Annotated in this window: 13 protein-coding genes; 5 read left to right on the top strand and 8 right to left on the bottom strand. The window is 46.4% G+C overall.

What is annotated here, in order from left to right; translation table 11 throughout:
• Positions 1–22: 22 nt before the first annotated feature.
• A complete protein-coding gene (locus tag NST83_RS08105) occupies positions 23–1,612 on the bottom strand; it encodes an amidohydrolase (protein WP_342417250.1) in 1,590 nt (529 codons plus the stop codon).
• An 86-nt stretch (positions 1,613–1,698) separates the two neighbouring features.
• On the bottom strand, positions 1,699–2,397 hold the full coding sequence (locus NST83_RS08100) for a 4'-phosphopantetheinyl transferase superfamily protein (RefSeq protein WP_342417249.1): 699 nt from the start codon (positions 2,395–2,397) through the stop codon (positions 1,699–1,701).
• A 263-nt stretch (positions 2,398–2,660) separates the two neighbouring features.
• Between NST83_RS08100 and NST83_RS08095 the strand changes: the two genes are divergently transcribed.
• Positions 2,661–4,127 (top strand): RICIN domain-containing protein, encoded by a 1,467-nt coding sequence (locus tag NST83_RS08095; protein ID WP_342417248.1) that lies wholly within the window; start codon positions 2,661–2,663, stop codon positions 4,125–4,127.
• 192 nt (positions 4,128–4,319) lie between these two features.
• On the opposite strand, the gene NST83_RS08090 is transcribed toward NST83_RS08095, so the two are convergent.
• The 6 genes from NST83_RS08090 to NST83_RS08065 all read right to left on the bottom strand — a co-directional run bounded on the left by NST83_RS08090 (position 4,320) and on the right by NST83_RS08065 (position 10,885).
• A complete protein-coding gene (locus NST83_RS08090) occupies positions 4,320–4,835 on the bottom strand; it encodes an acyl-CoA thioesterase (RefSeq protein ID WP_342417247.1) in 516 nt (171 codons plus the stop codon).
• A gap of 83 nt (positions 4,836–4,918) precedes the next feature.
• Positions 4,919–5,467, bottom strand: coding sequence for a helix-turn-helix domain-containing protein (locus tag NST83_RS08085; protein WP_137062376.1), 549 nt, complete (start codon positions 5,465–5,467; stop codon positions 4,919–4,921).
• A 354-nt stretch (positions 5,468–5,821) separates the two neighbouring features.
• Positions 5,822–7,393: a glycoside hydrolase family 32 protein gene (locus tag NST83_RS08080; protein ID WP_342417903.1), complete on the bottom strand. Its 1,572-nt coding sequence runs from the start codon at positions 7,391–7,393 to the stop codon at positions 5,822–5,824.
• A gap of 73 nt (positions 7,394–7,466) precedes the next feature.
• Entirely contained in the window at positions 7,467–9,086 is a 1,620-nt protein-coding gene (locus tag NST83_RS08075) for an ABC transporter substrate-binding protein (protein WP_342417246.1), read from the bottom strand.
• A gap of 18 nt (positions 9,087–9,104) precedes the next feature.
• Positions 9,105–9,986 carry a carbohydrate ABC transporter permease gene (locus NST83_RS08070; protein ID WP_342417245.1) on the bottom strand — a complete coding sequence of 294 codons (882 nt, stop codon included), beginning with the start codon at positions 9,984–9,986 and terminating at the stop codon, positions 9,105–9,107.
• A gap of 14 nt (positions 9,987–10,000) precedes the next feature.
• On the bottom strand, positions 10,001–10,885 hold the full coding sequence (locus NST83_RS08065) for an ABC transporter permease subunit (RefSeq protein WP_252361723.1): 885 nt from the start codon (positions 10,883–10,885) through the stop codon (positions 10,001–10,003).
• 507 nt (positions 10,886–11,392) lie between these two features.
• On the opposite strand from NST83_RS08065, the gene NST83_RS08060 reads away from it, so the two are divergent.
• From NST83_RS08060 to NST83_RS08045, 4 genes are all read left to right on the top strand, one after another.
• On the top strand, positions 11,393–12,427 hold the full coding sequence (locus tag NST83_RS08060) for a LacI family DNA-binding transcriptional regulator (RefSeq protein WP_342417244.1): 1,035 nt from the start codon (positions 11,393–11,395) through the stop codon (positions 12,425–12,427).
• 22 nt (positions 12,428–12,449) lie between these two features.
• On the top strand, positions 12,450–13,442 hold the full coding sequence (locus NST83_RS08055; RefSeq protein WP_342417243.1) for a carbohydrate kinase: 993 nt from the start codon (positions 12,450–12,452) through the stop codon (positions 13,440–13,442).
• 271 nt (positions 13,443–13,713) lie between these two features.
• A complete protein-coding gene (locus NST83_RS08050; RefSeq protein WP_137062369.1) occupies positions 13,714–14,439 on the top strand; it encodes an AzlC family ABC transporter permease in 726 nt (241 codons plus the stop codon).
• Positions 14,436–14,765, top strand: a complete 330-nt coding sequence (locus tag NST83_RS08045; protein ID WP_342417242.1) for an AzlD domain-containing protein — start codon at positions 14,436–14,438, stop codon at positions 14,763–14,765. Before NST83_RS08050 ends, NST83_RS08045 begins: the two co-directional genes overlap by 4 nt.
• The last annotated feature ends 41 nt before the right edge of the window (positions 14,766–14,806 follow it).

Genomic DNA, 14,806 nt, shown 5'->3' with positions numbered 1-14,806 from the left:
TTGCACAAATCCCTATTTCCGTCTATGCCCGGTACGCAACGATTCCGTTCACAACAGTCATACGTGCTTTAACGTCAAGCAAAGCCTCTGGACGCTCCGATAAATCCCGGTCAATAACCGTAAAATCAGCGGCTTTCCCGACAGCCAGCGAACCCCGTTCATCCGCTTCTCCCGCAGCCACTGCACTTCCAAGGGTAAACAGATGAATCGCTGCGTGAATGTCCAGCTTTTCATCGGGAAGATACCCCTCATGCGTCTCTCCCGGCTTGGTGCGGGTCACAGCGGCATGCATACCGAGAAAAGGGTCCAAAGGCTCAATCGGCGCGTCACTGCCGCCAGCACATGGAATACCTGCGTCCAGCAGCTTCTTCCAGGCATACAAATATTCAGTACGTCCCTCGCCAACCCGATCCAGCACCCACGGGAAATCACTTGCTACAAAACGCGGCTGGATGTCCGCAATCAGCGGCAGCTTCGCCATTCTCTTGACCAAATCGGCAGTCAGCACCTGACCATGGATCAGACGATCCGGCAAGCCGCTTTCCTCCGTTAGAGCATGGGCTTCCATCGCGGTCAAAATCATATGCGCCGCCCCATCCCCTATCGTATGTACAGCAACCGGAAAACCTGCGGATCTGACAGCAGCCACCATCTGATTCAGCTCTGGCTGCGGTTGAATCGCCATGCCACTGGTATGCGGAGCATCGCTATAGGGTGCAGACAATAGCGCAGTTCTTCCACCAATCGCACCATCGGCAAACATTTTTACCGCACCGATTTTAAACCACTCATTTCCGTCACCAGCACGCAGCCCTTTCGCTTTGACTTCCTCCATGAACGGATGATAGATAAGCTGATGCGTGCGAAAGGCAATGCCTTCCTCCCTCAGCTCCCTGTAAATCCGCTGCATGGTGTCCACGCTGCCCAGAAAACGCAAATCCTCCGTGTGTGCAGCCGTCAGACCGAGTCGTAGTGCATCCAGACAGGCTCGACGGATCGCATCTTTTTTAACCGAATAATCCGGCTCTGGCTGCACACTTGTAAAGGCAGTGGACGCTTCCTCATAAATCAATCCGTTCAACTGTCCATCCGCATTTCTTCCGTAGGCTCCCGAAGCGGGATCAGGAGTGTTCTCCCCAATACCTGCACGCCGAAACGCTTCTGAATTCGCCAGAAACGTATGAAAGCATGTACGAGTCAAATATACCGGGTGCTGATCCGTAATGGCATCCAGCTCTGAGATGGTCGGAATCTCAACAGGAATAAACGCATTTTCGTTCCAGTTCAGCCCTAAAATCCATTCTCCCGGCGGTGTGAGCGCAACCCGTTTGCGCAGCATATCAAGCATCTCATCCTTCGAGGTAGCCGACGTAAAATCCAGCATCGCCAGCTTCATGCCATGCATGGACAAATGCATATGTGAATCGGTCAAGCCCGGCAACACATAAGCGTCCTCCCAATCCACCGTGTCATATTCCTTACCCGACAATTGCAATTCAAGCTCCCGCGCTTGTCCAATGGCCTGCATGATGCCATTTTGTACTATGATTGAATCTCCCTTGGCAGCCCATTCCCCATACAGCTTGCCATGCTTGAACAATGTTAGTGTCAACGCAGCTCATCTCCCTTTTTTTCAACTATATAAACCAAACTAAAGAGCTACTATAGCGCCACTGTGCAGTCGGATGGTGCTTCATATCACGCCTGTGCTGCCGATTCCAAACATAGTGTATGTATGTCTACCTGCTGCACCAGATCGGCAAAGTGGCCATGCGTTGCACAGACAGCCATTTTATAGTGTTCATCGATCTCATACTGTTTAAAATGACAATACTCGGTGGTAAAGCCTTCCGTCGTAAAACCGATCAGCGGACGCTCACTTAAATCGAATGAAAATGACTTTAGCGGCAGCGTTAATCCCTGTCCTTCGGCCTTCACAAAGCTTTCCTTGAGCGTCCATAGATCATAAAAATAGGATAAGCGGCTCTCCGCTTCCTGGTGCATCAACGCATCATACTCCGTGTCCGAAAAGCACACCCTTCCCACCTCAAAATCAATAGGACGAAGTTGTTCAATGTCGATGCCAAGCGAATGATCATCCACGGCGCATACCACCCATTTTCCCGAGTGAGAAACATTAAAATGGAATGCGGGTGCATTCAACAAGGAAGGCTTGCCGAAAGCATTATATGTAAACTGAAGACTGGCGTTGGATACCTTCAATTGCCGACAGGCCAACCACCTTAGCAACACATCGGCGTATAAGCCCCTTAAAGCATCTTCCCGATGTAAAAAACGATCCAGCTTCTGTCGCTTTTCAGTCGAAACCCGGTTCATCAGTGACCCGTAATGACCGTCTGCCTCCGGCTTGCTCGTGTCAATCGCATATATTTCCATGGTCGGCCCCCTATACCGTAATAAATATCAGCCCATTCATAACTTCACCGCTCTATTGGAAATTCATTGGAAGTTTATCATCTGCGGCGTACATGGTCAATATACTACTCTAGCACTTTCAATTCAATATGGATACAATTGGGATATAATCCTCTTGCTGCTCACTTCGTATCATCAGACAGGTGATAGGCATCAGCATAGAGAGCTATTCAGTACAAATCCTTTTGTAAGCGCTTTAAAAACATACAGAGGAGGACGAAACAATGAAATATGATTTTGCCACCTTACTGTGTATTATGCTCGCTGTTTTGCTGTCGTTGAGCATTTTCCAGATGTTTTCACCGAAGATTGCTTCAGCGGCCCCAGCGAATGTTGTGAATGGCATTCAGTTTAAAGATAGCGCTGGAAACGTGGTTCATGCTCATGGGGGCGGTATGATTAAGGTAGACGGTTACTACTACTGGTTTGGTGAAAATCGCAACCCCAACGGCACGTTCAAAGCGGTATCGGCCTACCGTTCCTCTGATTTAAAAAACTGGGAGTTCCGCAAAAACGTGTTAACCAGCAGCTCAGCAGTAGAGCTGAATGTCTCGAATATTGAACGTCCAAAGGTTATTTATAATGAAAAAACACGTAAATACGTATTGTGGATGCACAAGGAAAATGGAGTTAATTACAACGAAGCCCGGGTGGCCGTTGCCTCTTCCGATACTGTGGACGGCGATTACACCTATCAGGGCAGCTTCCGTCCTCTGGATTACGATTCCCGGGATATGACTGTGTACAACGACAATGGCACGGCTTACCTGATTTCTGCTACCCGTGTGAATGCCGACTTGAACATTTATCGTCTGACACCGGATTTTCTGCAAGTTGAATCGCTGGTGACCACACTCTGGCCGGGACAATATCGTGAAGCTCCGGCGATGTTCAAGAAAGGAGACGTCTACTTCCTGATCACATCCGGGGCAACGAGCTGGAATCCCAACCAGGCCAAGTATGCTACTGCATCCAGTATTGAGGGAACGTGGAGCAACACCATTAACTTCGGAGACAGCACGACCTACGGTTCACAGTCAGCCTATGTCATTCCGGTAGAAGGTACTCAGACGACCTCGTACCTGTATTTAGGCGACCGCTGGGCGGGAGCGTGGAGCGGTCCAGTGCAGGATTCACAATATGTATGGCTGCCGCTGCGTTTTCCAACCGGAACTTCTTTGGCTATGGACTGGTTCGACAGTATGAACATCGACACTGCCAGCGGGGTGGTTCAAGGCGTAACCACGCCAATCGTCATTGACCCGGACGGATACTATCAGTTGGTAAGCCGCAAGAGCAACAAGCCGCTGAATGTAATTGACGGTGCAACCACAGATGGAGCGGATCTGGAGCAGCGTGCGGATTCGGGAGCATCCAGCCAGCAATGGCAGCTCAAGGACGCGGGCGGCGGATATTACAAAATCGTCAACCGCAACAGTGGCAAGCTGATCGGCGTTGAAAACGGAGCTACTGCGGACGGCGCAGTCATCGAGCAGTGGAGCGATGGAGGCTGGTCCAGCCAGCAATGGCAACTGGTATCTGTAACGGGAGGTTATTACAAGCTGAAAAACCGGGCAACGGGCAAACTGATCGACATTTCCGAAGGCACTACCGCCGATGGTGCCAAAGCGATTCAATGGGGAGATAACGGCGGAACCAATCAGCATTTTCGTGTAGTGAAAGTAGATTAGTTCTTTCAACGTCGAACGGACATCTTCCATCGTCATTGAAGCAAGAATCTCTGATTTTCAGTTATTTCAAAAGAGCCGTCTTCCCAGCAGATCTCTGCTAACGGAAGAACGGCTTCTTTTTGTAATAAAATGATAGTTGAACCTGTACGTAGGCTATCCCTTGTCCAGATCGGTTTGAGGCGCGTCAGGGCGTTACAGCTCCCACGGATAATCTGTCGTCAGGAAGCTCGCCAGTTGCTTGCTTTCCTCCCTGCGCTGACGTCGTATCGCTGCACGCGATGGCGCGGTCTGGTGCAATTGTACTTCTTCTTCCGTCTCCGGAATGACCTGCGGTACGATCACTTTACCGTTGTTCTCGTCCAGTGCCACAAAGGTCAGGAAAGCGGTGGCTGCGACTTTCCGGTCGCCAGTCATTAGTCCTTCACGAATTACCTTCACGAAGACCTCCATAGAGCTGCGGCCTGTCCAGGTTACGAACGCCTCCAACGTGACTGAATCGCTCGGATGGATGGGCAGCAAAAAATCCACTGAATCCGTAGACGCTGTGACCGTATTCGTGCGGCATAGCTTGGAGGCTGCGATAGACGCAATATCGTCGATATACGACATCAATCGGCCTCCGAAGAGCGTGTTATGATTGTTGATATCGTTGGGAAATACACGGGACGTCTTGAAGCAGTAGGTTTCTCGGATGTACTTGCTTTCCATGGGTTCTCTTTCCTCTCTTTTCCTCGTAGCTATCTTTTTATATAGTGAAAGCCTGTGTTAGACTGACTGTGCTAATCATCCCACTAATCCGCATAATAAATCAAGACATAAAAATCCGCATCCACATCCGACTCATTACAGTAAGTATGAAGGTCAGTGACTTGAAATTGCACAGCATCTCCTGCGCTCAGTTTAAGCCGTTGTCCTTGCATTTCAAAGTACATTTCCCCACGGATCATGAGAATGGATTCCTCTCCCAAATGCTTCTCCGCATGATGTGTAAAACCTGGCTTCAGGCTTACGGTGAACACCTCGAACTTTTTTTCCGAATGATACGGGAATATAGGGTACACAAAATAGTTGCCGTTCTCATCAATCACCGGATGCAGGTCTTCCCTGCTGATTTTAGTGATTTGCGGGGAGTCCTCTTTGAGGAATGTGGAAAAGGACACGTGCAAACCGTTGGCAATTTTCCAAAGTGTGGTCACCGTAGGATTGGATTTTCCCTTCTCAATCTGGGCCAGCATTCCTTTGCTGACCCCCGTCATTTCAGCCACTTTATCCAGACTAAGTCCTCTAGTCTTCCTGATTTGAGCCAAATTTGAGCCGATGATATACTGCATTGAATCCACAGACCCTGCCTCCTTGTATCCAAAAAATCTATACGTGTCTAAAATTGAGGTCAAATCCTTAATTGGCAACCACCTACACTAAAAAATAAAAAATTTCACTTGGGAGAGGTCCATTCGAAAATAATCTACACATAAGTCTTAACAGACCTTTTGCTATCTACACAAACTCATTATCTTATCCAATATAAAAAAGTGTCAAATTGAAAATTCAATGTGACACTTTTTCTACACGTCGTGAATTACCAGAGTAATCCCCGTGGTTAATTAAACTATATTTATCATTTGAAGGTTCGTGCCTTGCCTTTTGTAAAGTCGTGAGATAATTTTAATTTGAATGATAACGGTAACTAAAGTCTAAACAGTCTCATTTCCCCAAATGCTTACTAGGTCATTAATTTGAAGCGATACGACCCTTAGGTCTCCATCAATGGTATAAAGCTCCAGCCCTCTACTTTCCGAATCAGGGAAAACCATGTCTGAAATGATTGTTTCTCCATGATTTCCGAAGACCTCAACACTTGACCAATCCACATAAATACTCAACTGTATCCGTTCATGCTCTGGCTTCATAGGGGCCTTGTGTATCGCTGTGAAATCGGAATGAAAATCAATGGCGCCCGACTTCGTCCGATCGACGAACAGCTCCCCATTCGAGATATTATATCCGATGATCGTCTCCTGATTGGAAGACTTCCGCACTTTGAACCCGAATTCCACGGCTGTACTGACTTCAAATTCTGCAATAATTTCTACCTTTGCAGCAGAAAGATCAGACAACACGTTCATACCTGGCTTAATTGTCAAGTCTTGCAGAGACAAAATCGGTTTTCTGAGCTGACTTAGTTCACTTATGGGTACTTGGATTAAGCGAAGTCCCTCTGCATAAGTCCTAAGCTGTAGCTCACGGGGAATTGACATCTTGCCACGCCATTCCTCTGAAGGCAGCGTGGCAGCATAACGCCAATTGTTCATCCAGCCTATCCAAATCTTTCGTCCGTCCTCGTTTGGAATGCCATTCCAGGTCACGGCCGCGTAAAAGTCTGATCCATAGTCTACCCATTTAATAGCATCGAAAGATTCTAGCGTTTCATCCAGAGTAAATGCTTTACCGTCAAAGTTGCCTATGAAATACATCATACCAGAACCGCCTGCTGGTGGTTCCGGATCATCTGGATTCACACCATTTCTATCCCCCACGCTTAGCATTAGAATCCACTTCTTGGTATTAGGGTCCTCATCCACTTGGATTCGAAATACATCAGGACATTCAAAAATTCCCCGGTGGATACCCGGAATGTCGGAACCGAATTCGCTTGCAAAAGACCATTCTTTAAGGTTTGGAGATGTGTAAAATTCTACACGGTCTCTTACAGCAAGGACCATTATCCACATCGACGATTCATCATGCCAAAACACCTTCGGATCACGAAAGTCTAGCGTTTCCGTTGGGAATAAAACCGGGTTACCTTCATATTTCGTCCAGGTTCGACCCTTGTCCTTGCTGTAAGCAATGCTTTGCACCTGTGGCTTGCCAGGCTGAGCCCTGTTGCCCTCATTCGTATAAATGGCAACCAATCCTGATCCTTCTTCGTTGAAAAATCCGCTTGTATTGTTCTTATCCACCACCGCACTTCCCGAGAAGATCGCTCCGTCCTCTCCAGGCGGAATTGCTGGTGGAAGTTCGTCCCAATGAACTAGATCCTTGCTTACCGCATGCCCCCAATGCATGCGGCCAAAGTCAGGCTGCGTATCATGGGGCGTATGCTGGTAGAACAGGTGGTACTCTCCTTCATAGTAAACCAAGCCGTTGGGATCGTTCATCCAATTTTTCTCCGGTGAATAATGAAATTGAGGCCTGTATGCCTCCCTGTAATTACTGTTTCGTAATCCTTTTCTGCTCCTGCTATTGTCATTCGTTAGGTGCATGTCTTTAATGGTATCCACTCTCCTATTGATTGTTGATAAGGTGTTTAACAGCCCCAACCACCTTTTATATGTTTCAGCCTTGATCTTTAAGATATCTGTCATAGCCTTTCTGTTTGATTTCCAGCCATTTGTCCAATCCAAGTCTGGAAAGCTCGGCCTTATATTCCGCCCATTCTTCTTCCACTTTGCCTGTTTTGATCCATTCCGCCCGTTTGCGGTTAACGTAGGCAAATAAGTCTGTTTCCAAGGTAGAGATCTGCTTCTGATCTTCCAGCGAGAAGAAGACTTTCGGGAAATTGTGGTCAGCCTTCATATAAGGAACAAGTCTTTCTTTCATGAGCTTGAGCCGCCCTACTGCATCATCGGGCTTGGTCGTTACTTTTCCGTAATACTCGTCAAGAATTGCCAATGGACCACCGATATTCGTTTTTTGCCGCAGTTCGACAGGAGCCGTTCCCTTAAGCGGAAGATGCTTCAGCATATGACTCGCTTCATCGTATTCAAAAATGTTCTGCTGAGTTTTGTCGCCGTAGGTGCCCCAGTTGTCCTGTACGGACTGGATGGGATCATACAGCTGGTCAATCCATTTTGCCGTAAGCTCAAGATTTTTGTTGTCACTGGTAATCACCATTCTCCCCCGGTCAAAGCCGAGATTGTTCGTGCGGGTCACATTGACTTCACCGCTTGGCCCTGCGAGCGGATTCATCAATTCATACTTATCGTTGTCTCCCGAAATATTCGCCTTATCCCATTGAAAGTAGAGACCGTATTTTTCATTCTGGCCTTTGGCCAGATACGTATTGTAATCCTGCTCGAATGACTCTTCGTCGATCAGGTTCAGCTTATACAGCTCATTAAGATATTTGATCCCCTCTTTATAGCCGTCCTGATCGGCAGTGAAGACCACTTTCCCCTCATTGGTCACTACCGTATGATCGCCATTGTCCCCAAGACCAAATGAACCGAACAGAAAATTCAGGTCCTCATTGCCGTTATTGAGCATAAAGGACAGCGGGATTTCATCCGCTTGGCCATTTCCGTTAGGGTCGCCATTTTTAAATGCGAGCAGCACATTTTTTAAATCCTCAGTCGTTTTTGGCATTTTAAGCCCCAGCTTTTTTAGCCACTCCACATTGATCCAAGGCATGTCGTTTACAGAATGAATGCTCTCCTTCCCGGCCCCCAGCTCTTCAATCCAGGGAAAAGCATAAATATGCCCGTCCTGTGCGGTTATCATGGATTTGTACTCAGGTGCTTCCTTCAATACCTTTTGTAGATTCGGCATATATTTTTGAATCAAATCCTCCAGAGGGATAATGGTTCCATCCTGTCCGAGGTTCAACAAATCATAGTCGGAATAGCCGGCATCCAGTATGGCATCTGGAAGATCTCCACTGGCAACAGCCAGGTTTCTTTTTTCAATGAAGGAATCGGAGGTGAAGTTGGTAAAATCAATATGCACCCCTGTTTTTTCTTCCAGTCTTTTATAAATCAGTTTTTCATTTGGATCGGAAGGTGCCAGCGGCGAGCTTTGTGTCATAAAATGCAAGGTAACTTTCTCTTTGAGCGGCAGAGTGACATTTTCCAGCTTGTAATCTTCGGATGCCGCAGAATTATTGCCTGAACCGCCACATCCGGCAAGCAGCGAAGTAGAAAGCACCAGCACAGACAAGGTTAGTAATGTTTTTTTCATCTCTATTCCCCCGGTTTGTTATTTGATCGAACCTACCATGACACCCTTTTCGAAATACTTCTGGAAGAATGGATACATGACAATCAACGGCAAACTTGATATGACAATGGCAGAGTACTTAATCATTTCAGACAATTTCTTAAGCTCCGCTTGTGCCATCGCATCTGCAATCATGCCGGGCTGAACCTGATTCTGTATCAAAATGGAGCGCAGCACCAGTTGAAGCGGAAACAGCTTCGGATCATCCAGATAAATCATGGCGTCGAAATAAGAATTCCACTGTCCGACAAAAGCGTATAAAGCTAAAACAAAAATAATAGGCTTCGAAAGCGGCAGGACGATTTTAAAGAAAATACTGAGCTCCGAAGCTCCGTCTATACTCGCCGCCTGGAACAGCTCTTTCGGAAGTCCCTGGAAATAAGTCTTTGCCAGAATAATATTGAATACGCTGATCGAGCCGGGCAGAATAATGGCCCACACCGTATTCAACATGCCTAAATCCTTAATCACCAGATAGGTAGGAATCAGACCGCCACCGAAAAACATCGTTATCAGGAAAAAGATCATAATGGGCCGTTTCCCTACCAACTCTTCAATCGCAAGCGGATAAGCCGCGAAGACGGAAAATAATACGGTTGCGAACGCAAAGGCTGCTGAATAAAAAATAGCATTAAAAAAACCGCGGATCATGGCACTGTTGCTTAGGATTTTGGCATATCCCGTGAGTGTCCAGTCTGATGATGTAATGGCAAACCCTTTGGTAATCAGGGTATTTGGAGTCAAAAAGGACGAAAGCACCACATAGACCAGCGGTAACAGAATAGCGAGAACAAAAAAACCAAGTAGAATATAATTGATGATGAGCAGAATCCGGTCCTTCCCGGTGTAATGAATATCCATAAATACCTCCTTCTTTAATACAGCCCTTCCCCTTCGTTCAGCTTCTTGACGACGGTATTTACGAAAATCAGCAGGACCACATTAATCACGGAATTGAACAACCCGATTGCCGTAGAATAAGCATAATCGCCAGATTGCAACCCCACCTTGTATACATAAGTCGCGATGATTTCCGAGGTTGGCGTGTTCAGAGCCGTCTGCATCAGGTAAGCCTTTTCATAGCCGATCGACATAATGCCTCCTGCAGCGAGAATGAACAGGACCGCCATGACAGGTTTGAGAGCTGGCAGATCAATGTGGAAGATTCTCTTCATCAATGAAGCGCCATCAATTGTTGCAGCGTCATGCAACTGCGGGTCCACATTGGCTAAGGTGGCCACATAAATGATAGAGGACCAGCCCGCTGTTTGCCATATACCGGACAAAATATATACCGTTCGGAAATAGGCGGGATCAGTCATAAAAGAAATCGGCTTGCCGGTGAAGGTTGTTACCAAAGCGTTCACTATTCCAGCCGGCGATAGAAAAACAAACAGCATACCGGCAACAACAACAACCGAGATGAAGTTAGGTGCGTAAACAATAAGCTGAATATTCTTCTTGAGCTTCGCTCCTCTGATCAGATTTAGCATTAAGGCCAGAATGATCGGTACTGGGAAACCGAGAATAAGACCGTAAGCGCTTAATTTAAGCGTATTCATTAAAATGTCATAAAAATTCGGTGATGAAAGAAACCGCTGAAAATGTTCAAATCCAACCCATTCGCTGCCCATGATGCCTTTTCTTGGACTGAAATTTTTAAACGCAATGATCGAGCCGTACATGGGAACATACTTGAAAATGACGGTAAGAATTATGGACGGAACCAGAAACAAATACAATATATAATTTCGAACCATGTAACTTAGCCAATGGTTTCTTTTTTTTGTTTCTGAATCCTTAACTCCCCTTTTTTGAGCGATCGAGTTTGCCAATCTTTTCCCCCCCTACTGTTCACGGCTTATTATTAAGACAGCTATAAGCCATGTTATGTCATCTCTCTGACATAATTACGCAAGATGTTTTGCAAATACCTTACTGGTAATTTCCCCACCTCCAACATGACTAGAAATTTACATTCCCCCAAGATGAATGGGTTTAAATTTTACATTTGAACATTTTTTCTCTTACAATTTAACAGGTGAGAATTGAATAAGTCAATACATTTCGGCAACTAAATTCATTAAAAATGCATGATTAAAGAGGAATGTAATATTTTAAGCAAAAAATACTTAAAAATGCACCATATTAATGAGTAAATGTAAACTTATTTTGTTCATTTGAATAATTTCATTGTTAAAAGCATGAAAATACTATATATTTAGAAATATGAAGAATCTTAATTCGGAAGAATAAGGTGGAACAATATGACGAGAAAGTCAAAGGTTACTATTCAAGACATCGCTGATGCCTTGGGAATTTCCAGAAACACTGCATCCAAGGCGCTTAATGGAGTAGAGAATATTCCTGCCGTAACGAGGGACAAGGTGATCAAAAAAGCAGTGGAGCTTAAATACAAACAATTTTCTTATATGGAAACAGCCTCTGAAAAACAGGGCAATATCGCACTTTTGACCTGTAATCTTCCCAATAGCTCACACTTTGGATCGCTGCTGATCAGCGGGCTGGAGAAGGAAATCAGCAACCAGGGCTATACTTTATCCATTTATTTTGTCCGTGAGAACGATATCAATACGATGACCCTACCCGGTAATTTCGAGCCTTCGAATGTGGCTGGCATTTTCTGCATCGAAATGTTCAGCAAGGAATACAGCAAGCTGATCACGGATCTTGGCATCCCAACCATTTTTATTGATTGCGCTGCTGATATGGTGTATCCAGAATTGAAGGCAGATCTGGTATTAATGGAAAATGAGCATAGCACATACTGTCTTACCCGGAAATTAATAGATCATGGCTATGAAAGCTTCGGTTTTGTAGGCGATTACAATCACTGCAAAAGCTTCAATGAACGCTGGACGGGATTCAATAAGGCCCTGGCAGAAGCCGGAATCACCTTGGACCCTGCCCATAGCATTGTAGCGCCGGACCGCAATTTCTTTATAGAGGAGAACTGGATGGAGCAGCAATTGGATGCCCTGAGGGAGTGCCCCTCCGTCTTTATTTGCGCCAATGATTTCATTGCCATCAGCGTGATAAAATCTTTGAAAAACAAGGGGATTAAAGTCCCGGAAGATGTTGCTGTCTGCGGGTTCGATGATGCTTCAGAATCCCGGGTAGTCGAGCCACATCTGACTACCGTACATATTTACAGTAGTCAGATGGGTATTATTTCAGCCGAAATGTTATTGTCCAGAATCAAAGATAATACCATGCCGTACCGAGTGACCCATGTTGCAACGGATATCGTATACCGGGACTCGACGCCTGTTTTAAACTAAATCTGCCAAGAGGTGAATCAAAGTGAAAAATGTCGGAACGGTTCTATGTGTGGGCGAGCTGCTCATTGATTTTTTCTGCACGGATATTGATGTCAATCTTGCCAAGGGTCAGCATTTCTCCAAGCAGGCCGGCGGTGCTCCGGCAAATGTGAGCGCAGCCGTAGCCAAGCTCGGAGGAAAAGCGTCATTCTTGGGAAAAGTCGGAGCCGATCCGTTCGGCATGTACCTGAAACAAACTCTGGATGAGCAGCACGTGGATACGTCCATGCTCCTTTTTGATCCGGCAACGCCGACTACACTGGCCTTTGTTTCCCTTGCCGCTAACGGCGAACGGGATTTCGTGTTCAACCGTGGAGCTGACCGTCAGCTGTCTCTACTGGACATTGATAGAGAATGGACTCGGCAGGCTGCCATTCTGCATTTTGGCTCGGCAACGGCCTTGCTCGCCGATCCTTTCCAGGAAGCGTATTTATCTTTATTGGACGAGGCGAAGGCCAATGGGCAATTCACCTCCTTTGATCCCAATTACCGGGGGGACCTATGGAAAGACAGGCTGGAGGAATTTATCGCACTGTCCAGAAGAGGAATAAACAATGCGGATTTGGTAAAGGTAAGCGAAGAGGAATTAAACATCATTACAGGGCTGGCTGACCGCAATGCTTCATTGGATCTTTTGCATGGGTTGGGAGCCAAGACGGTGGCAGTTACCTTGGGGAAAGAGGGAACACTCATCTCAAGCGGTGTCTCCCGTTCGCTAATCGGCAGTATTGCTGTCAAATCGATCGACTCTACCGGTGCCGGAGATGCCTTCGTCGGAGCTATGCTGTATCAAATCAGCCAGCTGAGTCAGCCTAAGGCATTTACTACCAACTGGAAGCAGCAGCAGGAATTTGTAACACTTGCCAATCAAGTCGGCGCCATCGTATGCACCAAAGTTGGAGCGATTGCAGCCTTGCCGTCGATGGAGGAAGTTAAGCGATTCGTAGAGCAGGGTGAATCAAGGATTGAAGCGTAAGAAAGCAAAAGGTGTCCGACGATCCTAAGGTCGTTGGACACCTTTTTATGTAGAGATTCGTCATTCTGGATCGTACTATTCAATCGTTCATAACAGCAGATACTGTGTGGTATTGCTCAGTCGCTTCATCACCTCCTTTTATTTGATATAGATGTATGACATTTTATTATCAAGTTGATGTTCATCATAACATACAATTGTATAATATATTGATCAATTTCGAGGTTCCGTTATATACTATAATGAAATTTAGAATGGAGGGAAGGTTGAAATGTCTATAGCTTCGGGGTTGAGCGAAACGGAGCGCGATCCACTCCACTTTTTACAAGGAGTCAAGGATTGTATCCCTACGTTGCTCGGTTATGTGTGCATTGGCTTCGCGGCAGGCATTGTGGGGGCCTCGTCAGGTGTGGGCACGATGGAAATTGCCCTGATGTCAGCGCTTGTGTACGCAGGAGCTTCCCAATTTATTATGTGTTCGATGCTGGCTGCGTCCAGTCCCCCCTCTGTCATTATTTTAACGACATTCATTGTGAATGCCCGCCACCTGTTGTTAAGCGCATCGTTGGCTCCTTATTTCTCAAAATATTCATTGTGGAAAAACATAGGCATCGGCGTACTGTTGACAGACGAATCCTTTGGGGTAGCGTCGGATAAATTGGCTAAAGGCGGGCAGGTAAGCGATCGCTGGATGAACGGGCTTAATATCACCGCATATCTCGTCTGGATTGCCTCCTGTGTGGCAGGAGGAATTCTCGGAAACTGGATTTCCCGGCCGGAGGCATTTGGTCTGGATTTTGCCTTGCCAGCTATGTTTCTAGCTCTGCTTATTTCCCAGTTGCAAAGCGTCCAGATCTCCAAGCTCAAGCACCGTCTGCTGCTCGTGCTGTGTATGGCTGTGCTGATGTACCTTTTGTCCTGGTGGGTGCCGTCGCATATCGCCGTCATTGTAGCTACTGTGATGACCGCAACGATTGGAGTGTTAACCGACAAATGAACATTGATCCCAACGTCATGTACATCATTATCGGCGGCATGGTCGTCACAGCCATCCCGAGAATCATTCCCTTCGTCGTACTGCAAAAGCTGGCGCTGCCCAAACCAGTGCTCCAATGGCTGTCCTACATCCCTATTTGCATTTTTACGGCGCTCGTCATGGAACATCTGCTCGTCCGAACGGAAGGCTCCGTCACTTTTAATTGGCAAGTACTTATTGCGATCCTTCCTACACTGGTGACTGCCTTATGGAGCAAAAACCTGCTGGCTACCATTATTGTCGGTATTGTGAGTATGGCTATAATTCGACAGCTGTGGATGGGATAGAAATTACCCTCCTACAACACAGGAGGGTATTTGTCCTTTAT

Source organism: Paenibacillus sp. FSL R10-2782 (assembly GCF_038592985.1).
GTDB classification, from domain to species: Bacteria; Bacillota; Bacilli; order Paenibacillales; family Paenibacillaceae; genus Paenibacillus; species Paenibacillus terrae_C.
The sequence above is the reverse complement of the archived record's forward strand: the minus strand, read 5'-3'. Positions and strand labels throughout refer to the sequence as shown.

Bases quoted from the DNA above. Each gene is read 5' to 3' on its own strand.
- NST83_RS08100 (WP_342417249.1), bottom strand. From the start codon at position 2,397: ATGGAAATATATGCGATTGACACGAGCAAGCCGGAGGCAGACGGTCAT.
- NST83_RS08095 (WP_342417248.1), top strand. From the start codon at position 2,661: ATGAAATATGATTTTGCCACCTTACTGTGTATTATGCTCGCTGTTTTG.
- NST83_RS08090 (WP_342417247.1), bottom strand. From the start codon at position 4,835: ATGGAAAGCAAGTACATCCGAGAAACCTACTGCTTCAAGACGTCCCGT.
- NST83_RS08080 (WP_342417903.1), bottom strand. From the start codon at position 7,393: ATGCACCTAACGAATGACAATAGCAGGAGCAGAAAAGGATTACGAAAC.
- NST83_RS08075 (WP_342417246.1), bottom strand. From the start codon at position 9,086: ATGAAAAAAACATTACTAACCTTGTCTGTGCTGGTGCTTTCTACTTCG.
- NST83_RS08070 (WP_342417245.1), bottom strand. From the start codon at position 9,986: ATGGATATTCATTACACCGGGAAGGACCGGATTCTGCTCATCATCAAT.
- NST83_RS08065 (WP_252361723.1), bottom strand. From the start codon at position 10,885: ATGGTTCGAAATTATATATTGTATTTGTTTCTGGTTCCGTCCATAATT.
- NST83_RS08060 (WP_342417244.1), top strand. From the start codon at position 11,393: ATGACGAGAAAGTCAAAGGTTACTATTCAAGACATCGCTGATGCCTTG.
- NST83_RS08050 (WP_137062369.1), top strand. From the start codon at position 13,714: ATGTCTATAGCTTCGGGGTTGAGCGAAACGGAGCGCGATCCACTCCAC.
- NST83_RS08045 (WP_342417242.1), top strand. From the start codon at position 14,436: ATGAACATTGATCCCAACGTCATGTACATCATTATCGGCGGCATGGTC.